The 26,402-nt window shown below is 47.8% G+C and carries 23 protein-coding genes and 1 pseudogene; 4 read left to right on the forward strand and 20 right to left on the reverse strand.

Translation table 11 applies throughout. From position 1 onward, the window contains the following. Positions 1–573: 573 nt before the first annotated feature. Positions 574–2,640 carry a VWA domain-containing protein gene (locus tag JNUCC31_RS05605; protein ID WP_192269269.1) on the forward strand — a complete coding sequence of 689 codons (2,067 nt, stop codon included), beginning with the start codon at positions 574–576 and terminating at the stop codon, positions 2,638–2,640. A 134-nt stretch (positions 2,641–2,774) separates the two neighbouring features. Here the strand turns inward: JNUCC31_RS05605 and JNUCC31_RS05610 are convergent, their stop codons facing one another. The 12 genes from JNUCC31_RS05610 to JNUCC31_RS05665 form a co-directional block, all read right to left on the reverse strand. Then, entirely contained in the window at positions 2,775–4,361 is a 1,587-nt protein-coding gene (locus tag JNUCC31_RS05610) for an FAD-dependent oxidoreductase (RefSeq protein ID WP_192272781.1), read from the reverse strand. Positions 4,362–4,416: 55 nt separating this feature from the next. After that, positions 4,417–5,325, reverse strand: coding sequence for an ROK family protein (locus JNUCC31_RS05615; RefSeq protein ID WP_192269272.1), 909 nt, complete (start codon positions 5,323–5,325; stop codon positions 4,417–4,419). Positions 5,326–5,338: 13 nt separating this feature from the next. Beyond that, entirely contained in the window at positions 5,339–6,166 is an 828-nt protein-coding gene (locus tag JNUCC31_RS05620) for a MurR/RpiR family transcriptional regulator (protein WP_192269275.1), read from the reverse strand. Continuing rightward, on the reverse strand, positions 6,144–6,851 hold the full coding sequence (locus JNUCC31_RS05625) for an N-acetylmannosamine-6-phosphate 2-epimerase (RefSeq protein ID WP_228469688.1): 708 nt from the start codon (positions 6,849–6,851) through the stop codon (positions 6,144–6,146). The genes JNUCC31_RS05620 and JNUCC31_RS05625 overlap by 23 nt, the downstream gene beginning before the upstream one ends. 33 nt (positions 6,852–6,884) lie before the next feature. Next, a complete protein-coding gene (locus JNUCC31_RS05630) occupies positions 6,885–8,432 on the reverse strand; it encodes a DUF4127 family protein (RefSeq protein ID WP_192269278.1) in 1,548 nt (515 codons plus the stop codon). Positions 8,433–8,488: 56 nt separating this feature from the next. Continuing rightward, positions 8,489–9,307, reverse strand: coding sequence for a carbohydrate ABC transporter permease (locus JNUCC31_RS05635; RefSeq protein WP_192272785.1), 819 nt, complete (start codon positions 9,305–9,307; stop codon positions 8,489–8,491). Positions 9,308–9,333: 26 nt separating this feature from the next. Next, entirely contained in the window at positions 9,334–10,215 is an 882-nt protein-coding gene (locus tag JNUCC31_RS05640; protein ID WP_192269281.1) for a carbohydrate ABC transporter permease, read from the reverse strand. A 73-nt stretch (positions 10,216–10,288) separates the two neighbouring features. Then, positions 10,289–11,620, reverse strand: a complete 1,332-nt coding sequence (locus JNUCC31_RS05645) for an ABC transporter substrate-binding protein (protein WP_228469532.1) — start codon at positions 11,618–11,620, stop codon at positions 10,289–10,291. Between the two features lie 385 nt (positions 11,621–12,005). Beyond that, entirely contained in the window at positions 12,006–12,995 is a 990-nt protein-coding gene (locus JNUCC31_RS05650) for a serine/threonine protein kinase (RefSeq protein WP_192269284.1), read from the reverse strand. 299 nt (positions 12,996–13,294) lie between these two features. Next, the gene (locus JNUCC31_RS05655) at positions 13,295–14,164 is read right to left on the reverse strand and encodes an alpha/beta fold hydrolase (RefSeq protein WP_192269287.1); all 870 of its coding nucleotides are present in this window, start codon (positions 14,162–14,164) and stop codon (positions 13,295–13,297) included. Positions 14,165–14,363: 199 nt separating this feature from the next. Beyond that, positions 14,364–15,026, reverse strand: coding sequence for a ribonuclease H (gene rnhA, locus JNUCC31_RS05660; RefSeq protein WP_192269290.1), 663 nt, complete (start codon positions 15,024–15,026; stop codon positions 14,364–14,366). Between the two features lie 93 nt (positions 15,027–15,119). Next, positions 15,120–15,599 carry a HEAT repeat domain-containing protein gene (locus tag JNUCC31_RS05665; RefSeq protein WP_228469533.1) on the reverse strand — a complete coding sequence of 160 codons (480 nt, stop codon included), beginning with the start codon at positions 15,597–15,599 and terminating at the stop codon, positions 15,120–15,122. Positions 15,600–15,826: 227 nt separating this feature from the next. Here JNUCC31_RS05665 and JNUCC31_RS05670 point away from each other — a divergent pair, with 227 nt between their 5' ends. The 3 genes from JNUCC31_RS05670 to JNUCC31_RS05680 all read left to right on the forward strand — a co-directional run bounded on the left by JNUCC31_RS05670 (position 15,827) and on the right by JNUCC31_RS05680 (position 18,041). Next, positions 15,827–16,393 carry a DUF421 domain-containing protein gene (locus JNUCC31_RS05670; RefSeq protein ID WP_192269296.1) on the forward strand — a complete coding sequence of 189 codons (567 nt, stop codon included), beginning with the start codon at positions 15,827–15,829 and terminating at the stop codon, positions 16,391–16,393. 338 nt (positions 16,394–16,731) lie between these two features. Beyond that, on the forward strand, positions 16,732–17,154 hold the full coding sequence (locus JNUCC31_RS05675) for a MarR family winged helix-turn-helix transcriptional regulator (protein ID WP_192272789.1): 423 nt from the start codon (positions 16,732–16,734) through the stop codon (positions 17,152–17,154). Positions 17,155–17,207: 53 nt separating this feature from the next. Continuing rightward, complete coding sequence (locus JNUCC31_RS05680; protein ID WP_192269299.1) at positions 17,208–18,041, forward strand: alpha/beta hydrolase family protein; 834 nt, start codon at positions 17,208–17,210, stop codon at positions 18,039–18,041. Between the two features lie 111 nt (positions 18,042–18,152). Here JNUCC31_RS05680 and JNUCC31_RS05685 read toward each other — a convergent pair whose 3' ends face one another. From JNUCC31_RS05685 to JNUCC31_RS05720, 8 genes and pseudogenes are all read right to left on the reverse strand, one after another. Beyond that, a complete protein-coding gene (locus JNUCC31_RS05685; protein WP_192269303.1) occupies positions 18,153–19,499 on the reverse strand; it encodes an amino acid permease in 1,347 nt (448 codons plus the stop codon). A 283-nt stretch (positions 19,500–19,782) separates the two neighbouring features. Continuing rightward, positions 19,783–20,484 carry an RNA polymerase sporulation sigma factor SigK gene (gene sigK / locus JNUCC31_RS05690; RefSeq protein WP_064636235.1) on the reverse strand — a complete coding sequence of 234 codons (702 nt, stop codon included), beginning with the start codon at positions 20,482–20,484 and terminating at the stop codon, positions 19,783–19,785. A 130-nt stretch (positions 20,485–20,614) separates the two neighbouring features. Beyond that, positions 20,615–20,794, reverse strand: coding sequence for a hypothetical protein (locus JNUCC31_RS05695; protein WP_192269306.1), 180 nt, complete (start codon positions 20,792–20,794; stop codon positions 20,615–20,617). A 641-nt stretch (positions 20,795–21,435) separates the two neighbouring features. Beyond that, positions 21,436–22,380, reverse strand: coding sequence for an alpha/beta hydrolase (locus JNUCC31_RS05700; RefSeq protein WP_192269309.1), 945 nt, complete (start codon positions 22,378–22,380; stop codon positions 21,436–21,438). A 410-nt stretch (positions 22,381–22,790) separates the two neighbouring features. Continuing rightward, the gene (locus JNUCC31_RS05705; RefSeq protein ID WP_192272791.1) at positions 22,791–23,999 is read right to left on the reverse strand and encodes an MFS transporter; all 1,209 of its coding nucleotides are present in this window, start codon (positions 23,997–23,999) and stop codon (positions 22,791–22,793) included. A 49-nt stretch (positions 24,000–24,048) separates the two neighbouring features. After that, positions 24,049–24,972, reverse strand: a complete 924-nt coding sequence (locus tag JNUCC31_RS05710) for an ADP-ribosylglycohydrolase family protein (protein WP_192269312.1) — start codon at positions 24,970–24,972, stop codon at positions 24,049–24,051. Between the two features lie 226 nt (positions 24,973–25,198). Then, positions 25,199–25,360 (reverse strand): annotated as a pseudogene (locus tag JNUCC31_RS05715) (GNAT family N-acetyltransferase); the annotation flags it as partial. Positions 25,361–25,449: 89 nt separating this feature from the next. After that, on the reverse strand, positions 25,450–26,340 hold the full coding sequence (locus tag JNUCC31_RS05720) for a hypothetical protein (RefSeq protein WP_192269315.1): 891 nt from the start codon (positions 26,338–26,340) through the stop codon (positions 25,450–25,452). Positions 26,341–26,402: the final 62 nt, after the last annotated feature.

The following is a 26,402-nucleotide window of genomic DNA, read 5'->3' on the forward strand; positions in this document are numbered from 1 at the left end:
GGCAACATCCCCCTAATGATGGTTCATTTGGGCGAATGCTTCCCCCCCTCCATCAATTTTTGACACTCCGCACATCTCTATCAGCCTTCAGTCATGATCCAGGAGAATCAACATCCCCAGCACACACAAGACCAATAGAACGAGCTGTCAACATACGACTGGAACTTATGTACCAGATTATGCCGTTTGCTTTGGAGATTTATGGAATTCATCTTAATCATCAGCGATATGTTTTGTCAACAATCTCCAATATAGGTCTAAAAGCTCATTTTATAACCTTCTATATACCTATAGAACTAATTTCTAGAATTCACTTCAATTCCTTACGAATCATGCCGATGATATAGAATATCCTATAATTTGGATGATGTTCAATGATTTAAGACTAGTGGAGTTTTCCCCCTAATTAAGAGTAAAAAGACTTAAAGTATGCGGTGTTGCATTATTATTAACAAACAAAAACTACGCATAACGGCCTTATATCGTGAATAAGCAAAAGTTTTAAAAAAAGTTTTAGTATTTCCAAAAAATGAACTCAAGTTTTCAAACCAGAAAGGAGATTCGAAGCCTCACATGATATTAATTAAATGCAAAAAAATACTGCTCTCCCTATTGGTGATTAGCGTTTTAATTCCAGCATGGGACATTGGGAGCTTGTACGCGGAATCCTCTGTCAAGACCCACGCGTATGAAGGGCTTGATGCCATGTTTGTCCTGGATGTTAGCTACTCCATGAATGAGACCGACAAAGATCGCATCGCTGAAGAAGTTATACATATGTTTATGGATATGAGTAGTGGACCTAAGACTCGATTGGGATTCGTAGCTTATAATGATCAAATCACTTCATCCGTACCCCTAATGGATATATCATCCTCTGGGGCACGAAATAACCTTCGTAGTCGTGTTGACGGCTTAACACGCTCAGGGTATACCGATCTTGGACTCGGCTTGCGCCGAGGTGCGAGCTTGCTTGAACAGTCCCAGACGGACAAACGAAAGCCATTTATGATTTTGCTCTCTGACGGCGAGACGGATTTGCGTGGTTCGTCGGGCAGAACACCAGCTGATTCTTCCAAAGATGTAGACAAGGTGATTGAGATGGCTCAAAAAGCTAATTATCCCATCTATACCGTCGGACTAAACCGCGATGGTACAGTTAACCCCGCTGAACTGGAGCGGATAGCTCAGGAGACGGGTGGATCTTCCTTTATCACGGGAAGTGCGGACGACTTGCCTGAAATTTTCAACCGGATTTTTGCAGATCAGATTCAATCTGTTCTTGTATCTGTGGCGGCAGTAACAGCAACAGGGGCAATGCAGGAAGTAACTGTGGACATTCCCAATTCAAGCATGGCGGATGCTAACATTATCATGCTCTCGGATCATGCTGTCTCTGAAGCTCAGCTGTATTATCAGTCGAGCAATGTCAGCTTCATCCGATCTGATAAATATGCTTTAATGAAGATCATTCGTCCGGTCAAAGGACAGTTCAAGCTGAAATTCAAGGGGCGCAGCGGAGATTTGGTGAAGATCAATCTACTTGGTAACTACAACGTGTCTGCGGTTGCAAATATGGCAACGGAGCAGCCTGTTAAGGGGAAAAGCATCACATTTGAAGCCTCTCTCTACGATCAGGCCGTGAACCCTAAACCCATTCAGGATTTGAATGTTTACAAGGGACTTGAAGCAGAACTCATTGTGACCCCGTCTGATGGCAAAACAGAGCGTATCCCTTTGGCCAATACGGGCAGCGGGTTTAAGGGGAACTACACTTTTCCAAAATCGGGTATATACACATGGGGTCTTCGGATTGATGGTCCTGACTTTTATCGGGAGATCACCCCCGTTGAAGTAGATATTACGAATCAGGCCCCCATAGCAACCGGGGAGTCCATGGTGTTATCCAAAGACGATAGCAATACAGAGGCTGATCTAAGCAAATATTTTAAGGATGCCAATAATGATCCATTAACGTATGCCCTCGCAAAAGGTGGGAGTGAGCGCAAACTCGGAGATGCTGTTATTGAAGGCAATATACTTCGCTGGTCTTCGCTTCACACCGGTAGTTCATCCATCAAGGTGACCGCAACGGATTCCGAAGGCGCTAGTGTAACCGCAGACATCCAGTTGCAAATTCATTCTTTACGCGAAAAGATATTGCTATATACGGGACTCGGTCTCCTCGCAGCCGGGGGAATCTTCGCCCTGTATTGGTTTGTGCTGAAGCCAAAACCTGTATTTCGCGGAAGACTGGAAGGATACTTCTTGGCCACTGCAAACGGAGAAGATATTCCCGTGACGAATTGGCCACTGACTTCATTAGAGCGACGAAAAGTAAGTCTCAGTGAACTGTTTGATCGTATGGACATTGGGGTTAAGGTACCGGAGTCAGGACGAATCTGGCTGGAAGCTGGTAAAAAAGAAACGTTATTGGTTCGGCATGACACGAACTGCACAGTCGTTCGGGGACGAACACCCGTGAAGCCCAGACATACAGAAGCTCTGGAGTATAATGAAAAGTTGTATATTACGTTTGAGGATGGAGTCACGGAGATTGAAATTCGATACAAAGCCATCAAACCAAGTACCAATATCTATGTAGGACAAAAGAAAGATCCACAGCAGGCCATGGGGTAATCGGAGTGTTGAAGAGAGCTAATCCACTAACAGAAAATGATTCCTGTACTCAACAGGAATCATTTTTTTATCCCCTTATTATCTCTAATATGCAAGTGTATAGCTATTATAGAGATTTTCTACCAGACGTCTGTCTAACACTCCCCTTCCAGCTCCGCATCTGTCCAATGAAGCTGAACACCCTGCCGAATCAGCTGTGCCTGATAGGACTGAAGATGCTCATCTGTCTCTCTTACTGCTGTCGGTTCTACCTGATTGGCAATCGCATATGCCGCAAGGGTACCGGATGCCTCACCAATATTCCATTCGGTGGGATGCAGACGGTAACAGCCGTTCGCGATCTGGGTCATGGAAATATTTTTGCAGGCTGGAAGCAGGTTCTTCATCCGCACCGGGATCAGCGAGCCCAAGGGAATCTCATAGGGATGATTAGGAATATAAAAGGTCCGCTGACTCACGGTTGTGGGATGGAGATCCAGATGATAGCTGCCTACCCCTACGCTGTCCTTGTAACGTTTTGCTCCCTTTGCCCCACGCAATTCCTTGCTCACGTCCTGTTCGGTTACGGTATACAGGCCGCGGATTCGACGTGATTCCCGAATATACGGAGCTTTTGCGAGACCATCATCCGTGCCCAGCACATCTCCGCGCAACCGTACGCCGGGGTAGCCCCGTCCTCCATCGAGGCGGGGAGCCTCCGTTTGAAGCCAATACACCAAAGAGAGCGTAAGCTGCCTTGCGCTATCCAGATGTTGTTGCCTTTCCTCTGGGGATACCCCGATCAGGGGACCAGCATAATAATCGTTCAGCGCCCAGTTAAGCAGTGTAACTTCACCGTCGTTCAACGGTTCTGACCATAGTTCGGGATCAACGATCCGACGATAATCCCATAAGGAGACAACACCCTGTTCATTCGGGAACATCGTGAACTCTTTCAGCTTGGAGGTATCATTGGCATCTGAAGCATACCAGCTCAGGATCGGATACGATGAGAACGAGGGAACATACTGACGCCAGTAGTCATATTCCCGAGGACGGGAAATCGTGAAGTTTCCATCGTGTACATAATCCACCGCCGCCACATGGGTAATCGACTGCATATCTAGCGGGTCCGCTTCTTCCAGGGCATGAGGCTCACCCGTCTCACGCCTAGATTCTGCTCCGCTTACATGCTCCACTCCGGCAAGGGGCAGCAGATCGCTGCATTCTGTGGCATCCAGATAATAGGCCCCCCGGAGCTTAATCAATCCTCCCGTTCGCCCTTCCTGCACAGTCACGCCAGTCACCCGATCACCTGCTGTATCCACATGAACGGGTACGGTATGATAGAGCACTTCAATCCGTCCAGTATTCACATAGGGAGCAAGCATCTCGTGCAGAACCGCAAGTGCTACCTTGGGCTCATGCGTCAAACGGCTGACCCAGCCATTGCCAGGGTTCAGAATGGGATTACACCTAGCGGATTCTGTAAGCGGGTAATTCCGTCTGTAATAATCCCTGACTCTGCTGCGAAACTCACGGTACGAAGCAGTGCAGCCGGATTGTTCAATCCAGCGGTGCTCATCCGGTGGCACTGCTTGTGAGGTCAATTGACCACCAAGCCAGTCCGTCTCTTCCGTCAAAAGAACCCGCTGACCCGCTTTGGCTGCGGCCAGTGCAGCTGCCGTCCCGCCAAGTCCGCCACCGATAATAACAACATCAGTGCATTTTTCCTGCTCCATAGCCATGCGCTTTCTCCTCCTTGTCACTGCCTCCGAGTCAGGCTGATCCGTCTTGCTACAGCCGCTCCATAGCCAGTCTTGCCGCCCCGAAGCAACCAGCCCGGTTGCCAAGTTCAGCAGCTACAATCCGGTCTGCCAGCCCTTCACGGTGCAGCTTGTTGGTAAGCCGATGCCACCATATGGCATGGTCATGAATCACTCCACCACCGAGGATAATCAACTCGGGATCCATCGATGCACTGATATTGGCCATAACCAGCGCCAAGTCGGCAGTGTATTGCTCCAGAACGATGAGCGCAGCTGCTTCTCCCCTTCCTGCGGCTGCCATGATTTCACGGCCATGAGTATACGTGCTCTCCGTCTGTTCCAGTGCAATCCGCTGCAGCGCACTGCCAGAGACATATTGCTCCACACAACCCTGTTTGCCACAATTGCAAGGATGCCCTCCAGGTACGAGTACGCTGTGTCCCCAGTCCCCACCGCGCCAGCCAGCCCCGCGCAGCAGTCGACCTTGACACATGTTGGCACCTCCAACACCGGTGCCAAGAGTCAGCATCACCAGGCTTTGCTTGTCACGTCCTGCCCCAAGCCACGCCTCGCCAAGCAACGCGGCATTGGCATCGTTATCCGCAACTGCAGGCAATCCGAACGTTTCCTTCGCCCATTGCGTAAGCGGCATGCCCTGCCAGCCGGGTAAATTGTCAGTGGCGAAGATCACTTCCCCCGTAGTTACATTCACCCTGCCCGCTGAAGCGATGCCCACGGCCTCCACCTCGGCACATCTTGCCAGCAGCTCACTCAACAGCTCATTCAACTGACCAAGTATGCCTTTCCGGCCCTGACATGCCTCTGTTTCCCGTTCCATTTCCGCGAGAACCATTCCAGCTTCATTAACTACAAGCCCTTTGATTTCCGTGCCTCCGATATCCACACCAATGACCTGCCGCAGCTGCTTCTCCCCCATTCAGATACATGGTTCAATAAATACGGTCAATTACCGCCCTTGCTGTCCATTCCTTCATCCTTTTGCTCTCTTCCACATGCAGTCCCTCCAACCCCTGGCAGAGAAGATCGATAATGAACAACTGGGATATTTTGGCCCCGACGGACCCACCTTCGAGCGGAGATTCCTTCCCGGCAGTCAAAAGTACGATATCTGCAATGGAAGCAACAGGGGATTTTGCATAATTCGTCATGGCAATAACCTTTGCTCCGTTCTGCTTGGCCTTCATCAGCATATCATTCGTATCCAGCGTGCTCCCCGACACACTGATTCCAAAAGCAACATCACCTTCCCCCATCGTCACCGCCATCATGGACTGAATATGGCTGTCGGAATTGGCTTCCACACGCCGACCGATGCGCAAGAAGCGGTTTTTGGCATCGAGGGCCGTGATCCCTGAAGAGCCCACGCCAAAGAACTGTACATGTCGTGCCTGATCAAGGCACTGTACAGCCTGCTTCAGTTGTTCTCGATCCAGCATCCCCTGAGTCGACTGAAGCACACCTACCATGGAAGCATATAATTGGTCCGCAACATCACTCTCTTCACCCCCGCTTTCCGGAAGGTTCTGCCGTTTTGGCAGCCCCTGGGCCAACATCAGCTTGAAATCCTGGTAACCTTTAAACCCGATTTTACGACAGAAGCGCATCACCGTAGTCTCTCCCGTCCCAGCAAAATCAGCCAGCTCCGTCACGGATAGATAGATCAGGTTATCCGGATGCTCCACGACGCAACGAGCTACCTTCTGCTCCGACTTGGTCATTGAAGGGTAATACGTATTAATTCGATCGTTCATTTCCATCGTTTCTCATCCTCGCTTTTGTCGTCACTGCCGCAAACCGCCGGGTAATCAGCTGGGGCCGTGTTATCGCGGAGCCTACCACAACAGCGTAGGCCCCCAGTTCCAGCGCCTTTTCCACCTGGGAAGGCTGACTGATTCGGCCTTCAGCAATGACCGGAATCTTCAGACGCTGGGCAGCTAGCTTCAGCAGCTCCAGATTCGGTCCATCCTGCTGCCGGGAGTAAGGGGTGTAACCGGAAAGTGTAGTTGAGACACAACTAACTCCTAGCGATTCAGCATATACCGCCTCCTCCAGAATGGAGATGTCTGCCATGGAAACCGTTCCGCTGTCGTTCAGAAAGCCTGTAATTTGCTCAAGCGTATCATTCTCCGGCCGCTTCTGCCGGGTCGCATCCAATGCAATGATGTCTGCACCAGCCTCCAGCAGCTCGTCGATTTCTCTCATCGTGGGGGTGATATATACAGCAGAATCCGGGTAATTGCGCTTCACAATACCGATGACTGGCAGCGATACGGCTTGTTTGATGGCCCGCACATCCGCAGCACCGTTCGCCCGAATCCCGGCTGCCCCGCCTTCTTCAGCCGCTGCAGCCATCCGCGCCATGTACACCGCGCCGTGCAGCGGCTCATCCGGCAGCGCCTGACAGGAAACAATCAGCCCCTGATGCAGTTTCTCCAGGACCATTTTTTTCAGGCTTCCCACCTTCTCTCTCATCATCTAATTCTTCAGCCCAGGGGCGGCAGGAACAAACCGTACAGAGAGCCCAACTTCGAACATCCGGTTCCACGGCATGTAACAATTGGTAATCTCTACACTCCCAGAAGAACTGTCTATTCGTACAGCAAGCTCCTGACGCAGCCGTTCCTCTACTCGGGTAGCGATACGGCCGTGTGGCCCATCCAGCAGATATTTGCCATACCCCATCTCCTGCACCGGGCCATTACTCAGTTCTCCCCGCACAACTGAACAATAGCAGACATCTTCGGCATACCGCAGCGCCAGAAAATCAAGATGTTCTTGTGTACGCCCATAGATCAGATAGATCATGGCCTGCGAGATGACGGTCCCGAGCGAATTGGAACTGGTATTCCAGGCCGCATATCCGGCAAGATCGAATAACATGTCTTTTTGCCGCAGCATCTTGACCAGCTTCTGATCACCGCCATTGGCGTACCCGACATCCGCAACTGCAGTCGGTTTCCCCTTGCATCGGAGCAGATAATCCCCGTATTCAATTAATTCCATCAGGTTCCGGTACACATCATAACTGTAAAAAGAATGCTGCTGCGATACCGCCTCTGCCATCGTCTCACCCGGTGTACTGATCAGCAGAATCAGATCCGCTTCATCTGCACTTGATGCAATGAGCCCGCCTGCGGCCAGAATCTGATACTTCAGGGTCTCATAGAAAAATCGATCCTCGAACAGCGGCGTAACAAACGCTCCCTGCACAGACGACAAGCGGGGATACACAAGCGGCATTCGGCCGCGGGTCTTGTTCATCATCCGGGTAAGCAGTACGCAGCCCACTTCGTCTGCTCCTGGATACATATAGACCTTAAGCTCCAGATCCAGAGCAGTAATGCTTGCCCGGACCTTCTCTTGATCCTTCGCCGTATGACCATAAGGCGCTGAATCATCCTGCGGAACAATCATGAAATCGATAATTCCTTCCTTTACCAGAGCCATCACCTGTTGGTTCGCTGCAATATTGATCGCCCTTCGCCGAAGGTAATCCTCCAGCACCTTGGCTGGCAGCCGGGTATCAATATCATTCAGTTCGGCGATCTCCTCGTCAGTCGCAATCCCCAGTTCCAGCCGATGGCTGATGAAACCCTTGCGGAAGATTTCCCGCCCCCAATCCGCATAATAGTCCGGTTCTTCATCCGACAGGGAATATTGCGGACAGCGCATAATCAGTTGGAACGCGTATAAGGTCAGCTGAGGATGACGTTCCTTGATTCCCCTAAGTCGCTCCAGACGTTCGGTCAGTTCTTCCGGCTTCAGCTCATGCAGTCTCGATGGAATAATACCGCCATATAGAAGTGTATCCAGCGCGACAACAGCACCGTCTGCCCCTGTACAGCTTTCCTCGAACCAGGACCAGAGCTGGTCCACATCACCAGGGCGTTTCTTGAGTCCCATCTTTTCCAAGGGTGGACGTTCCACTGTGAATTCTGTCCCATGGGCCAATAAATAAGGGAAATTATAATTGCAAGGCCGTTCATCCAACGGGACAAGTGCTAGCTTATACTGCTTTGGCATGAATGTGATCACCCTTTCTGTGCTTGGGGTCCGGTCATCTTCGTATCTCGTTGGCTCTATCCTTTAATCGCACCTGCAATGCCTTCCATGTAGTATTTCTGTGTGAAGAGAAACACAATGATAATGGGCAGCACCGAAATCATCGTTCCGGCGGCAATCCAGCCAAAGTTATATGAGAACTGACCGTTCAGATACGTAAGTGCTGCTGCCAGCGGATATTTCTGCGGATCATCCAGCACTACAATCGGCCACAGGAAATTGTTCCAGAATGCCATAACCTCCAGCAAGCCGATGACGGCAATGCCCGGTTTGACCAGTGGCATGACGAGCTGTACGAAGATACGAAACTCGGAGGCTCCATCCATTTTGCCAGAATCCCTGATATCCACCGGTATGCCCAAGAAAGTCTGCCGCATCAGAAAGATGTTGAACACCGACACCGCAGCTGGAAGCACCACCCCAAGAAACGTATTGCCCAGATTGAAGGCCTGTATGGTCAAATAATGCACAATCATGGCCGTTGCCGACGGAATAACCATGGTCGAGATCAGCAGCGTAAATACCAGATTCCTTCCCTTGAACCGGAAAACCGCCAGCGGATATGCCGTCAGACAGGACAAAACAATGTTGAAAACCACACCAAGCAGGGTGATGACTACGGTATTCATAATGTAGCGCGGAAACTCCATGAACTCCCACACCTGCACATAGTTGTCGAATGCGATGAACGTAGGCAGGATCGCTGGCGGATTGGCGAACACATTGCGACCCGGCATAAGCGATACACTAAGCAGCCACAGGAAAGGACCCATCATGAACAAGGCAAGCAGGATTAACAGCACATAGGTGATCACATAGCGAAGACATGTTTTCATTTTTTTAGACGAAAGTGTACTCAGAATCAATAGGAATTCACCCCGCCTTTCCGGTTCAGACGGAACACCAGCACGCTAAGCGCCCCTACTAACACACTGACAATCAATCCAAGTGCCGAGGCATAACCAAAGTTAAACTGCTCCAGCCCTTTTTGAAAAATATAAACACTTGAGGTCAACGTGGATGTTCCCGGTCCGCCTTTGGTCAAAATATAGACCTCGTCGAACACGCGGATCGCCCCCATTACCGAGATTAAGGTACAAAACAGAATATGCGGCCGCAACAAGGGAATGGTTACGTGAACAATCATTCTCAGCGGCCCGGCCCCATCCACCCGGGCTGCTTCATACAGATCAGCAGGAATGCCCTGAAGTCCTGCCAGATACAGCATCATGTAGTAGCCCAGGCCTTTCCACATGGTGATGAACATCAAAACATACAACGCCGTACTGCTCGTAGAGAGCCATGAGACCTGCTCGCTGAGAACGCCTGCCTTCAGCAGAAGATAATTGACCACGCCATTATTGCCCAAGAGCCAGCTCCAGATCAGCGCCACGGCAACCATTGAGGTTACAACCGGTATATAGTAGGCAGCCCGAAACATTTTGACACCCGGAATCCGGCTGTTGACCAGAATCGCCATTAAGATGGAGAGGAGTTGAATCACGGGTACAATCAGCACATACACCAGCGAATTCCACAGCGAAACCAGAAAGTTGTGATCTTTGAATGCACGAGTGAAGTTATCCAGTCCTACGTAATGCGTCTCCGTAATAACAGAATAATCGGTGAATGAGAGCGGTATCCCGTAAATAATCGGCCAAAAGGTAAACACCGCCAAAAACAATAAGCCTGGTGCCATAAACGCCCATGCGGTAAAAGATTCGGATCGAATCGCCTTATACACCCCGTTATGCCTCCCTCTCCTCAAGGATCGAGGGGAGAACGAACTCCCCCACCACAAGCTTTTCCGCGATTGTTTAAGAGCCCTGGCTCAGGATATTGTTCACTTCATTCTCCACAGCATTCAGTGTCTCTTTAATGTCTGCTCCATTCATCAGAATTTCCTGCAGCCCCCGCGTCAGTGCGGAGTTGATATCTGCAGCACTCGGGACACCGACCATATAATCCGTCGCTTTGTCGAGACTCTGGGAAGAAGCGACCTTTGCTTCCGCTTCCAGCGAACCGTTGGATTCCGTAAAGAACGGATCTTGAATGGAGGCTTTGCTCGACGGCAATGTGTTGGCTACCTTGGAGAAGGCAGTCTGATTCTCGGAATTGGTAATAAAAGCGGCAAATTCTACAGCCTGCTCGGGATTCTTGGACTTCTGCGGCACAACGAGGTTCATGGAGTTGGAGAGTCGCAAGTTGGCTTTGCCCGTTGGAAGCGGTACAGCAATCGTATTCTTGTAAACATCCGGCGCAGACTTCTTAATGAAATTGATAAAGGTTGGCCCCGACAATTGGAAAGCGACCTGCTCGCCGGAAAAGTATTGGATCTGCTTGCTAAATTCCGCATCCTCCTTCAGTACCACACCTTCGGCCATCAAATCTCGCATTTGGGCGATCATCGCCTCAGCTTCCGGCGTGTTGAAAGCAGCGGCAGTTTTATCCTCATTCAGAATCGGGATGCCATCGATCGGGAACAACTTGGAGACCAGCTGCTGCGCATATCCCGCAACTCCAGTCTTCTCATGAACCTGACGGCCCCACTCAACCAGCTCCTCCCGAGTCTGGGGTGGATTCGCCGGGTCAAGGCCCGCTTGCTGCACCAGCTTGGTATTCATGAACAGCACTTCCGTACCTGTGTACCAGGGAAGCGCGTAAGCCTTGCCATTCAAGATCGTGGAATTATAAATGCCTTCAAAATAACTCTTCGCTTCCTCATCTGTGAGGTATTCGCTCAGATTCAGCAGGGCTCCCTTGCTTCCCAACTGACTGGCAAATTCGGTGTTCAGATTCACCACATCAGGGCTGTTGCCGCTGGCCGTACTGGTCAACAAACGCTGCGAAATCGCATCATAAGGGTAGTCCTTCCACTCCACCGTCACACCAGGATGACTGCTCTCATACTTAGCAATCAGATCATTAAAGTAATCATTGAAGGTGGGTTGCAGTGCAATGGTCCAAAACTCCAGAGTGACAGGCTCTCCAGTCGTAGCACCTTTGTCGACTTCTGTGCCTGTTCCCCCAGCGCTTGTCGGACTTGGCGTACCCGCCGTATTGCCATTCCCTCCGCAGGCGGCAAGCAGCATCGACATCATAACGACGAACAGCAAAGATACTGTGAAACCCTTTTTGTTGGTGGTCACGCAACATTCCCCCTCAGTTTGGTGTAAGACGGGAGCCAGCGCTTGCGTCCGATGTCCTGACTTATCACTCCATCTTTCCAATGGAGTATATGCAGCATCAGGAATGAGAATGAAGTATTTTTCCATAAAATAATTAAAAAAAGAAATAATTTTTCTTTTGCGGGCGCCAAACTGAATATCTTTATAAATTGAACTAAAGAATATTTACATGTGCCACCCCGATGCCAGAACAACCTTCCGATCGCTGTCGTCATGCTAAATAAGAGCACAGAAAAAAGCCAGTCCGCCCCTCGCAAGGAAGATGAACTGGCTTGTTTCTTGTATTATATACGCGACATACGCTCATTAAGTGTAACTGTTCGTTTCGGCATAAAAGGCTTAACCCTTAAGCCGTCTCATCCTTATTCTGAGGCTCCAGGGCATAGACCTGGGTATGTTCATTTTCGGACAAAGTCCAATCCACCGTGCCCGGTTTACGCAATGTCCACATCCAGGCTTGAACCTGCAACGACCTTCTGACCCAAGCCAGAGAAGCACAGCGCTTCTCGGAGCGGACCGTCAAACCCCAGTGAATCACACGCGCGAGCCACGGGCTCACATACTCATTATGCTTACGTACAGATGGCAGTTCGTCCCGGAACAACCGCTGCTTTACATCCATCGGCGGTTGTCCGCATGTCCAATAATGAAGCAGTGCCGCCAGGCTGTAGATGTCTGACATCGGTCCCTGATTGGATTTCTCCGAGTAAAATTCAAGCGGCGAATATCCTGCGGAAGTAAAGATCGCCTGTTTGTCTCCCGTTTGCATGGGCCAGCGAGCTGCCGAACCAAAGTCCAGAAGCTTGGGTGTCCCATCCTCCATCACCATAATGTTGGAGGGCTTCACGTCCCGATGGAGAATTCCCTGTTTGTGAATATAGTCCAGTGTGTCCACGAGCGGAAGCAACGTCTTCGTAATAAAGGCTGCATCCAGCGCGTGATTGCGCTCGTTCAGATATTCCGTCAGGGTCACTCCTGTGCAATATTCCATCACAAGATAACCCGTGTCATTTGCTTCAAAGTGATCCACATACGGAACAATATGAGGATGATTCAGCGTAGATAACAGATCTCCTTCTACCATGAAAGCAGCAAGAAGCTCCTGATACTGTCCACCAAATCCTCTCGAAGAACAGAATACCCGCCGTTTGTCTGAGTGACGGGCGGCCAGTCTTTGCGGGAAAAATTCCTTGATCGCAACTTTTACACCTGTATTCTTGTCTCTACCTGCATATACGATGGCAAGCTCGCTGCACGCCAGTACTTGTCTTACCTGATATGTATCATTCAAAATAACATTGCGTTGCAACGCTATTTTGGAGTTATCTTTTCTCATAACAGACCTCTTTTCAACCTTGTCGATCGGAAGACTTGTCGCATGTTGCATCATTCAGTTCCAACCGGACAGGCGTTTCATCGCCAACCATCTATATAAACCAAATGATGCAGATTGAATCACATCCATGCGCACAACATAAAAATGGCTATACAATGCAGTATACTAGAGTTATCCCTTATTGAAATCCCCAATCTTAAACGGAACCGGATACACTCATCTACTATTATGACAGACAGGGCGGTTAATTTGGGTTTATTCTGACTGGTAAAAAATTCCGCCCCATCCTTTACTACTTTTTAATAATTCTTCTGTAAAAACTGTTGGATTTCCTCATTCATGTGGATCAACACATCCTGGGACGGGAAATGACCAGTATCATATTTGACTGCTTTTACATTCGAGATAATTTTCTGAGCACGTTCGATTACCTTGTCTGCCGGGAAAAAGACATCCTTCTCCCCCACGAGTAATAGAGTTGGTGACGTATAGTTAACCAGCTCTTCCCGCTCTGTTAGCTTGGGCATATCCTGTTCCAGACTGACGTGTTTGAAGATTTTCCCGATAATTGTTCTATCTATTTCTTTCATACAGCTGCATGACATGGTATCCGCGATCTTTTGCAGAGAAGTTGGAGAAGAAGTCATTCTGTACGTAACGAGCGGCAGCACGATATCCTGAGCCATTTTGATTTTGGAGCCCATGGCCAATCCAGCGGGTGCTACCAAAACGGAACATGCAATTCGGTCCGGAATGTAGGTCGCCAGTCTTAGGATGATTCCTCCTCCGAAGGAAGGACCGATAAACGCACTTTTTTCGATCTTGTAGTGGTCCAGCAAGTCAGAAACCCACATAGCCAGACTATCAAACCTTGCCGAAATCCGCGTTTCCTCACTGTACCCTGGATGACCGATCGTATCGGGTGCAATAATCCGGTATTCTTTGAATAGCGAAGTAAACCAGGATAACGTCATCGGATTCACACAATTCCCGCCTTGGAGAATAAATAACGGCTTGCCATGTTCAGGACCGGTTAATAAAACATGCGTCTGTCCAAAACGTGTCTCTACGTATTCTCGTGTGAAACCTTCGCCCAATTGATCAACATACGCTTCATATTCCTCAAGTATGCTGTTCTTGCCTTCTTCACTTCTATAAATGGAACTCATGTCTGCCTCCTGCAAAGTGTACTCAATTCAACATTTCTATGGACACGATGGTCCATAAAGATAAAAGAGCCTGCTGATGACAGGCTCCTCCCGATATGTGTAACGTATCATATTGAACTGATTATAGAATGGAAACTGGAAATTGTAAACATCGTTTCTCATAGAAAATTAATAATGAAGCAAACGTAGCGAAAAAGGGTTATTTCCGGCCGTAATCCGCCTTGATTTCGCCCCATTGTTTAGTCTGCCATTTCAGTACTTTATTGTTGTACGTATGGGTCCGCAACCACTGCTCGGCTCGGTCAATCATTAACCAGATTTCTTCGGTTGAGGCATCCCGTGCCAGCGTAGTGGATACCGCTTTTTGCTTCAACCATTTCATCGCATTGACGGAGTCCGTATAAACCGTTTTGTTACTGCCCTCTTTTTTGAGATGAGCCAGGGCATGTACAATGGCGAGAAATTCACCCAGATTATTCGTGCCCTTGGCAATCGGTCCAACGGAGAAAATTATCTCCCCCGTGCGCGTGTCCACCCCTTTATACTCCACAGGGCCCGGATTTCCGCGCGTACCTACGTCAACAGATATGCTGTCATAGTCAATTTCCGCGGATGTTTCCATGCCTGAGCTTCTTCCGCTGCTGCCAGACTTGGTCTTCGAAGAAGTGCCCGATCCACCGGCACCTGTCCCCCAGTTTCCTTTCCATCCGGCACGATATGCCTCTTCGGCAGCAGCTTTCGATTCATACGATTTATATTTTGCTCCGGTAAAATGATCGGTCTGTGCTTTGCATTCTGCCCATGTGCTGTATACGCCAGGCTGCTTTCCTGCCCAGACGACATAGTATTTCTGTTTGGCCATCCTTAACCGCTCCTTCGTTTGTTGCATTCAATTTCTTATTGTAAACGATCAGGAGGGGGGATTGAAAGAAGCGTGTTTATCTTCTTCCTACAGCTAATACCTCAATTTCTTCAACATATCTAATGCTACTTCCAAAAGCTTGCTTTGGTTATGTGAGATTTGCATTTCAATAAGTTGTTGACACCTAAGGTTCTGTAAATCCGATAACTTATCCATTATTTGCTCCAGCAACATGAATGACTGCGCGCTCACTTCCAGACTGGAATCACCGATAAATGGAATGATGCTCTCTATATGTACGATGTAATTCAGATTCTCAAGAGCGTATAGCAATGTGCCTCTGCTTCCTGATGTCTTGGGGTCTGTGATGACTTCAATTAACGGTTCAACTGCTCGATCATCTCCAATGTCCATTAAAGCGATAGCAATTGTGTTGCGTAGTATGGTGTTGTCCGTAGATTTCAGGAGTTCAATCAAGAAAGCGAATTGCGTTGTATCCTTCTTTTCACCAATATATGCTATCTGTTTAATGACCCCTTCCATATCTCCTTGGGAAAGATGCTTTTGTATCATGTTTGTATACATTGTACGTTGTATCACTCCTCATTTTGTTAGATGAAAGCTCTCCATAATAATATCGGCCATTTCCTTATTTTAGGATGTAGTATAATGGTCTTATAATGTCGGGACTATTTACCTCATCCACCTCTCTTGTCCTAAGCCATTTGTATATTCACTTCCAGATCAAGAACAGCCTAAGAAAAACATCATATGACTTGCTACAGAAAGGAATACAGCCAATGGACTGGATATGGAAATCCATCTTGCTTGTACTGATCGGCATGATTCTGCTGCGGGTTGCTGGACGTAAATCGATCTCGCAGATGAGTGTCGCCGCGACGGTCATCATGATCTCGATCGGAACGACGATTGTACAGCCTGTCGCGAACCATGAGTTTGGCAAAGCGATCGGATCGGCATCGGTTTTTATCCTCACATTACTTATCGTTGAACAATTACAATTAAAATTCAATGGATTTGAAAAGCTGATGAGTGGAAAAGCGAAGGTCGTCGTGGAAGATGGGAAGTTGAATCTACCGAATCTGAAACGTATGCGCTTTACGGTGGATCAACTGGAGATGCAACTGAGGGAAGAAGGGATTACAAGTTTTGCCGATCTGGAAACAGCCACGATGGAACCAAACGAACAGCTCGGCTACGTACTCAAGCGACATGCGCGTCCGGTGACCATAGGTGATCTTGAAGCTCTCCTGAAGAAAGGCACGTGGCCCATGGAGTCCAAGGAACTGTTCCAAGAGGTTATTCAGGATGAACATTCGCATCCAATCGATTCGAAGATACAGTAAATGTAAATGAAATAGAAAAATATAAAGAAGAGGGCTTAGCGGATTGACCCTTATCTACCTCAAATACATCCTAAAAAGACACCTGAAGGAATTGGTCAGGTGTCTTTTTAGGTGGAGTAACCTACGATCAGTTCTTCGTCCCTGCTACGGAAGTTACAATTACTGTAAGCAGTATGCAGAATGATACGTATCAGCTCGATGCACTCAGCCTGTTAAAACGGAAAAATACGTTTGATGGATGCAAGGTAAAGTTAGTGTGGAACAGCTGATTAAAGCTTTATAAACCAATATTGAAATCCGGGCTTGACATTAGTTTGATAACAAACTATATTACACATATGAAAACAAGAGACGCTATATCACTCATATCCAAAATTAAAGAGAAGGTCAACCGCTTCATTATATCCGAGATGGCTCAGCAGGGAATTCAGGATCTGGCCACTTCCCATGGGGATATTATCTATGCCCTGTACAACAATTCCCGAATGACCATGGCCGAAATCGCCAAAAAAATTGGCAAGGATAAATCCACGGTAACAGCGCTTGTCGACAAGTTGGTTCGAAACGGTTATGTCGTCAAAGAGCGCGATGCAACAGATTCACGGGTTGTTCATGTGGCCTTGACTGCAAAAGGCGAAGAATTAAAGCCAGTCTTTGAAGATATTTCGCAGCGCATGCTGAATTCGTTTTATGCGGATGTTACGGAAGGGGAGAAAAAGGAACTGCTCCGGATTTTGATGAAAATTCATGGCAACTTCTAATTTTTTTTGGACTAATAGTTTGATATAAAACTAATATTCAGGAGGTATTTTCTATGATCGACTTCACTCAATTGCTGCCCAAACATAAGGTTAAAACGTTAGGAGAACATGATCTGTATCTTGAAATATTTGAAGGTGATCTGGTTACCCTCTCGGAAAACCCAATAAAAAGGCCCCACCTCCTGTTTGTTCATGGCGCATATACAGGCAGCTGGATGTGGAGCAAGTATATCCCCCACTTCGTTGAACAAGGCTGGACCTGCTACGTCATGAATCTGAGAAGTCATTACAAAAGCCGGGTAATGGACATGACGAAGATTACGTTTGATAATTACCTGGAGGATATACAGGAAGTTCTGGCGGAGTTCGACGAGCCCCCTGTTCTTATCGGCTTCAGCATGGGCGGAATACTCAGTCAGAAGATTGCAGAGACGAATGCTTTAACTGGATTGGTCGTCATTGATTCCAGTGTCAGCCAGGAAATTCATCATTTGATGCCCTATCCCAAGAGTGATCAAATTACACCTGACATCATCATTCCTCCCCCAGCTCGCGAGGAGCAAAGCAGTATCGACGAAACTGCGGAAGACATTGCTTTCCAGCGTAAATATCTCCAGATGGAGTCATCGCAGGCATTTCTCACGTTCTCCACGGCATCCGGCTTAAGCGGCGGTGTATCCATCAATGGCGATTTAATTACATGTCCAAGTCTGGTCATCAAAGCCGTAGAATCCGATGACGAAGAGCGGAGAGGTCAACTGACGGCAGAACAGCTAGGCGCTGAATATGCAGGGCTGTGGAATACTACACATACCGGATTGCTGGTTGGCCAGCGATATATGGAGGTTGTGGAGATCATCCTCCAATGGTTGAATCGGGGGAAATAAAATCAACCCTGAGCACAAAAAGCCGCCCATCGTCTAGTAGCAACTCCAATCATACGTTGTGTCTACGATTTGGATTGCAGTTCGAGTCATGGGCGACTTGAATGTTCTTATTTAGGCGCTTTTCTTTTTGCAAATATACATGACTGCCATAAGAACGAACCACACAGGGGTAACCAATAGCGCTACACGCGTATCCTCAGCCAATGCCAGTATCACCAGCACAAATACCAAAAACGCCAGAATCAAGTAGTTGGAAAACGGATACAGCGGCAACCTGAAGCGACTGCGACCCGCCAGTTCCGGTCGGGTACGGCGGTATCGGAGATGACAGATGACCATGATGCCCCAGACGAAGATGAAGCACACTGTCGACACACTGGTGATTAGCGTAAATACACCCTCTGGCATGATATAGTTCAGCACAATTGCGATTAGAATAACGATTGTGGAGAAAAACAACGCATTGGAAGGAACCTTCCTGTTATTCAATCGTGTAAACGACTTGGGTGCGTTGCGATCCTTCGCCATGGAGAACACCATACGACTTGTACTGAAAATGGCGCTGTTACAAGCCGAAGCAGCAGACGTAAGCACCACAAAATTAACAATGCCGGCAGCTGCCGCAATACCTACGGCTGCGAACACCTGAACAAATGGACTTTCACTAGGCACAATGGCGTTCCATGGGTAGATGCTCATAATAATCAGCAGTGCGCCAACATAAAAGAGCAGTACACGGATGGGAATCTGGTTAATCGCTCTCGGAATAACCTTCTCCGGATTCTCGGTTTCCCCTGCAGTCAGTCCCACCAGTTCCATGCCTACAAAGGCGAATACAACCATCTGGAATGAAATCAGGAATCCATGCATTCCGTTCGGAAACCATCCCCCATAACTCCACAGATTGGTGAAACTCGCAGGACCCTGATCCGTCGTAAACCCTTTGAAGATCATATATAGACCAACAACGATGAGTGCGAGAATGGCTACTACTTTAATCAGAGCAAACCAGAATTCCATTTCACCAAACAGCTTGACCGTCGCCAGATTCATGATCAGCAAAATGACCAGCGCAATCAATCCGGGCATCCACTGCGGAACGTTCGGAAACCAGAATTGCGTATACAAACCAACAGCCGTAATGTCAGCCATGGCAATGGAGATCCAGCAGAACCAGTAGGTCCAGCCTGTAATAAATGCCGCCATATTTCCCAGGTAATCACGCACAAAATCGACAAAAGAATGATACTGCAGGTTGCTTAGCAACAATTCCCCCAACGCACGCATAATGAGGAATAGCACAACCCCTGTAATGATATAGGCCAGCAAAATGGATGGACCTGTCAGTTGTATCGTTTTGCCTGCTCCGAGAAACAGACCTGTACCGATCGCACCTCCAATCGCCATCAATTGCACATGCCTGTTCTTCAATCCCCGTGTTAAAGTTTCTTCTTGCATGGTAACCACTCACTCTCTTTCTGTACATGCTCTCTACGATGCCCAACTTGTATACAACTCATCATATAATAATCTGAAGAGAATACCTATCCCTCTTTTAGGATTATGAATGGGAATCTCTTTGCGTGTTTTCTTCAGGGGGCGCAAATGCATATGTATTTCGTTTTCGATACAAGGTTGACTTTCTGCATCCCGTTTTTTATGCTGAAAAAAGCAACTCATCCGCAGACAAGTCGCTTCCTATACACTCTATTTTATCCATACCACCTTGTAACTTGTGATCTCATTGCTTCGCCTTATAAAACTCGTGATACAGTTTCATCAGCGCCCTTTTCTCTATCCGTGATACGTAGGAGCGTGAGATGCCAAGTTCCTTGGCAATCTCGCGTTGGGTACGCTCTTCCCCTCCTGCCTCCAGGCCAAATCGGCCAATCACAACTTCCTTCTCCCGATCATCCAAGATATCGAGATTGCGGTAAATCTTACTTTTTTCAATCTTGAGTTGCACCTTATCTACAACGTCGTCGGCTTCTGTTCCGAGGATATCAATAAGAGTGATTTCATTGCCCTCTTTGTCCGTTCCTATCGGATCGTGAAGGGATACGTCTTTACGTGTTTTCTTCAGTGAGCGCAAATGCATAAGTATTTCGTTTTCGATACACCGGGCAGCAAACGTAGCGAGTTTGGTCCCTTTGCCTTGTTGAAAACTTTCGATCGCCTTAATCAAACCAATCGTTCCGATGGAAATCAGGTCTTCCTGGTCTTCGCCAGTATTGTCAAATTTCTTGACGATATGCGCAACGAGGCGCAGATTGTGTTCGATAAGCAAATTACGGGAATGTGCATTGCCTTCAGCCATGAGGCGTAAATGCTTGGCTTCATCATCCTCAGCCAATGGCTGGGGAAATGCATTATTTTTGACATACGAGACGAGTAACGTTAACTCTTTGATGAACAGGGCAATTGCGGTAAACAATCCGGGCACAGATGACACCTCCTGCAGTTTTACAACGATCTGGCCTGAGCACATGTGGGAACAGGGTCGATTTATTGTATGTAGGCAGGGGCCCATAAGTGCACGTACACTTGAAAAAGGAAATGGACTCGTGATGATTTCATACACTCACTGAAACGATGGAGCCCACCTTTTGAAGCAGTAGGAATTCTTTCTCGACACTTTCGATAAAATATTTTTTCTCGCCGAATATAACGACATCACTTTCAGATAATTGAACTTCGCTTTTGAAATAGATAAAATTATCCGTTTCTCTGAATGCACCTTTGTAGTAAAACATGTCATCGACCCCCTCATAGCCCCAGCCCTCAAGCGAGGCAATAGTGTTAGTGTTAGCCGTGCTCTTTTTTCTAAAGAACCCAGGACGCCTTATTGGGACACCAAGCCCTTTTTTTCAAACGTAAGGAACACCAGACACGTTATTCCCAAAAATTATCATAAAAACGCTACAAACGGACCCCAATTCCGAAATAACGTGTCTCAGATTCCTTAGCCCACTGTAGGCGCTTCAAACCCTTAAATAACGTGTCTCAGATTCGGCAGCACTCACCCCTGTGTGAAACTATCAGACTATTAAAAATGTCAAAATGTTGGTTTCCATTTAAACAGAAAATAAAGAAAATTTCCACCTCTTATCTTCTACGCATGTCTGAAAGATACGTTCAATTGTCTCTGAGCGCATATACGAACAAGGACGAACTCTTGGGTCACAGGCAGAGGTTTAGGAATCGCACGTAGTAGATTCAAAAAAGGAAGACTCTCTTCAACATGCTCTCAGCAACACTAGAGCCTGTCATTCATGGATGGGAGAAACAAGAACCAAGCCGATGGCTTAACTCACGTACCAAAAACCTCAGCTCTGTATACTACAGAACTGAGGCTGACAGTCATTAACGACATTAACGACATGAAGGCCTGTGACTACTTAAAGATGCGTTGAGAGAATTGATACAACCCGCTGTTCCAGACAGACGGCTCGTGCCCACCCACATCCTGATACCAGGTATGCGGAATGTTCATGCTGCCCAAGCCGTTTTTGAAATTCTGGCTGACCCACAACAGACCGTCACTCGCTCCACAGGATATCCATAACAATTTGAGTTTACTTACTACTTGTCCCGGATTGGTGACCAGCTCCGACACTTGCTTGGTATTCGGTGCTGCGGAGAAAGCTCCTACCCAGGCGAAGGTATCCAGGTTCTTCAACCCAAAATTGAGGGATTGCCCGCCACCCATAGACAGACCTGCCAATGCACGACTATTCTGATTTTTGTAAACTGGATAATTTGCTTCGATATGAGGAATCAGATCCTTGAGCAAGTCCTGTTCAAATCTCTCAAATGCAGCCACTTTATCCGGGGCAAAAATGTCACCGACCGGGCGATCATCCTTCATGGCGCGACCATTGGGGAATACCACGATCATCTGTGACAGCTTGCCTTCGGAATACAGGTTGTCCAGAATATTTTTTGGTTTCATAGCGTTAACCCACTCATACTCATCCCCGCCAATACCATGCAAAAGATACAGAACATTATACTTTTTATTCGGAGAATACCCAGGCGGTGTGTACACCATAGCCTTGCGTGAGTTGCCAACGGTAGTGGAATAATATGAGATGAGATTCATATTTCCGTGTGGGATGTTGTTACGGTATGCATCATAACCGGGCGGTGCAGGTACAACCGCACTTGCAGTCAAGCTATTTTCATTTGTGTCGTTCGAGACACTCGCAGTTCCACTTCCAATTTCCTGAAGTGCGGCGGTGGTCACCCCTTCCTTCGATTCAGTGGCAAAAGCCATCGTTGGCACGAGTAATGCAGCAGCTATGGAAAGATTTAAAATGACAGACAAGCGTTTTTTCATCTCATCACTTCTCCTGTTCAACTTTATTTTGGTGCATGCAAACAAATTATCAAGCTGGCCTTTCACAAAATAGTATATTGAAAGCCCTTACATAATTAACGTGAACTTCACCCCCTTTCCGTATATATGGGTCTGTTCCCTTAACTGCCTCTTGAACGAAATGAGATGCTACATTTTCATTTGTACAATCCATTCTATTATAACGCATTAAATAACTTATAAAGTATTTAAATACTTAATTTTCCATTGCATTTCCTTTAAAAAGTATAGCTCTTTGGGAAGTTATTCTAAACATCTGAAGGTGAGCATGCAAACGTTGAGATGTGCGAATCCAAATAAAAGCCTCAATTCTCCGTGTTCAGCGGGAGAATTGAGGCTTTCTGACTGTCTTTTCATTTGGTTGGGGTCGTTTATGCAACCTCTGCGATCTTTGGCAAGCGTGTTTTGCGTTCCATTGTCACACTAAGGATTAATCCAAGCAATCCAAATGCTGCAATGACGGCTGCGTACAACGGTACCGAGATGAGCCCCGTATGCGTAATTGCAAACCCGCCTAGATACGCACCGCCTGCGTTGCCCAGATTGAAGGCCGAATGACTCGACGTAGTCGCCAGCAGCGGTGCTTCGCGGGTCATATTCATGATTCGAATTTGTAAGCCTGGCATAATACCAAATGCCGCAACGCCCCAACAGAATATGGTCATTACCGCGAGATACGGATTGTCCAGCGTCAGCGTTAATGCGGCCAACAGAATTGCCAGTATACCGAAGTTAACCATCAGGGAAGGCATCAGCCTCCAGTCCGCCAGACGGCCACCAAGCATATTACCCAATGTAACACCGACACCGAACAGTACCAGAATCCAGGTCACGCTCTGCTCGGCAAAACCACTAATATCGACAAGCATCGGCGTAATGTAGGTGAACACAGCGAACAAACTTCCACAGCCGAGCGCACCAATCAACAATATCAATAACACTTGGGGGCGAACCAGATTCCGGAATTGCTGACCCAAGTTTGCTGGTGGTCCCTGTTGGATCACCGGAATGAAACGAATGATACCCATCAATGAGATGATGCCCAGAATGGTAATGGCTCCAAACGATGACCTCCACCCAAGCTGTTGCCCGATGAATGTACCAAACGGCACACCAATAATGTTGGCAATCGTTAATCCAGCCAGTACGACGGATACCGCCCCTGCCCTTCTCTCCGGTGCAACCAATCGTGTTGCCATCAGCGATCCTACACCCAGAAACGTACCGTGAGCAAATGCCGTCAGAATACGTGCCGAGATAAGCAGCCCATAAGTTGGAGCAATAACAGACAACGCGTTACCGATGATAAAAATACACATCAGCAGCACCAGCAGTTTTTTCTGCGGAATCTTGTGAGTGAACACGGTAAGTACAGGTGCACCTACCGCCACACCAAGCGCGTAACCCGTGATTAGCTGCCCTGCTTGGGGGATGCTTACATTCAAATCCGCGGCCACATTCGGCAGAAGGCCCATAATAATAAACTCCGTCATGCCGATGGCAAAAGCCCCTACCGTCAGGCATAAAAGGGATAAGGGAAACGCCCCTCGTTTGGCAGATTTCGTAACTTCCGATTCCATTTGAGTTGATTCTGTCTTACGCATATGATGTTCTCTTCTCCTGTCTCTTCTATCTTGTTTCTGCCTTTAACCACAGTGCCTCTGTCAATTCGTCCAGCGTATCTCGCATGGCCAACTTCTCTCGCCAGTGTGACGGAATGCCGCTTAATCCATAATACGCTCCGGCGATTTGCCCATATACCGCTCCCGTGGTGTCCGCATCATCACCCAGATTCACCGCCAATAACGCACCCTCTTCAAAGGTCGAAGATTGATGGAAAGCCCATAACGCCGCTTCAAGTGAACGAACGACATATCCGCTCCCCTGAATTTCAGGTGGTACTTTATAGCGGTATGATCCTTGGACAACTTCTGCAATCGCTGGTGAAAAAGCTTTCTCTTGCCTCCACTGACAGCAGGCATCAGGCCGCAACATGGTATCCTTGTCCGCTCCGCGCAGTCCCGCAACCATGATTGCCGCCAGCACTTCGCATGCTTCCACACTTTCAACTGCGGCATGTGTCGTTCTGGAGCTCAACCCTGCATACAACAACGCCTGATCCGGCTGATTGGCATATGCCATGGCTACAGGTGCGAGCCGCATGATGGAACCATTCCCCGCAGTCATCGGGTTGGTTGAACCACTATACGCTTCACCTGTTGCTGCAAACCGATCAAGGGCATTGCGAGTAGCCCCGCCAATATCAAAGCAGGTTCCCGTACTGCTCATATAGCCGACCTGATACCAATTCGTATACCGTCTCATCTGGTCCTCGGGATCAAAGCACTCTTTTCTGACCAAGCTTTCAGCCAGACAAAGGGCCATCGACGTATCATCCGTCCATTGTCCGGGAGCCAGATCGAATACACCTCCGCCCACAATATCGGTAACAGGCTCAAACGTGCCGGGACTGCTGAATTCCACTGTTGTTCCCAGTGCATCCCCTGCCGCAAGCCCAATTAAACAACCTTGAAAACGATCCTTTAGCAGCATCGTCCATCCCCCTCCTCTACAATTCAACTCTCAAATAACTTCTTCTTCCATTCTCCCACATGGTCCGATATGGCGTAAAGAAGTGTTTAATACGCAAGCTGATTGCAAATGAACTTTAACCGTATGTTGAGTTGCCTTTCTTTCAACCTGATAGACATACGGCCAAGAAGCCGGGAGGAACCTATGCCTGTCGCATCGTTCCTTCCGGCTCTTTTCAATTGATGATTTATTCAAATGTTTTAATAAAATTTTTCTGATCCTTTGTAAATACATACCCACGACGTTCGTAAAATCGGTGAGCCGGGATTCGACTTGGATGAGATAGTAGTTTAATCCCGGCGTACCCGTTATTCTTTCCCCATTGCTCAAGAGACGCTATCAACAGGCTGCCCGTACCCTGATCTCCCTTATCTTTCTTTCTTGCATTCGATAACCCCTCATTCGCCGTTCAGTTTTCCACTCATTATCGAAGCACGCTTACTCATTCTTGATGGAATGAATAGAGGCATAGACCATAGGCAGGAAGCCTTCAGATGGTTCCCCAACAGGTGCATGGATATGGAATACGAAGCCAGTTCCATCCAGCTCTTTTACGATAACATATTCTGATTTCTTATCGTTTTGAGCCATCATGAACAATCTTGCATCTTTCATCGGGCCATTGCTAAGCTTTTCCTTGTTTAATTGCTTCACTTTTCCAGTCTCAGACAACTCTTCCTTGGCATCCATCTTTAGATCATCCAGTTTATAATTCGAAGGCAGCTTTTCAATCTCCACCTCATAATCCGGATCAATCTTCATGGTCAATTCATGATCATCCGCATCAAATGTCATCGGTTCAAACACATATAATGAGTACCCTTTGCCTTGAGCCAGTGTAACCGGGCGCTTTTCGGTCATGCCTTCTACGGTTACTTCCAGCTGAGACGTCTTCGGACGATCCGACGTAATATTACCGCCTGTATCTGAACCGTTACTGTCCTCTTTCGTCTCGATCTTGGCAATTTCCGTAAGCACCAGCTGTTTGATCGTTGTATCGCCTTCAATGGCTTTTTCTACATATTTGAATCGAACGGAATCCTCATCGTCAATGTCATCCAAAAACTTCTGTACATCTTCACCCACCTGGAAAGACATCGGTTCCTCATTCACACGAATTTCAACCGTGTGCGAATCTGCCCAACCGGTCAAAATGCCTTTGGCTTCGATCATAGCACTTTCCTCAGGCTGCTGTTCAGGTGCCGGTGTCTGTACTTCTGTATTATTCGCGGGTGGCTGAGCAGCAGGGCTACTGTTGCCACAGGCCACAAGCGAGAATCCCATAACCAAAACAAGTAATGATGCACTAATATTCATCGTATTTCGCATATGAACACCTCCGTTAGCTTATACGCCATGATGCTTGTCCATGTTGCCTGACTTTGTTAACT

The organism is Paenibacillus sp. JNUCC-31 (assembly GCF_014844075.1).
Classification (GTDB): Bacteria; Bacillota; Bacilli; order Paenibacillales; family Paenibacillaceae; genus Paenibacillus.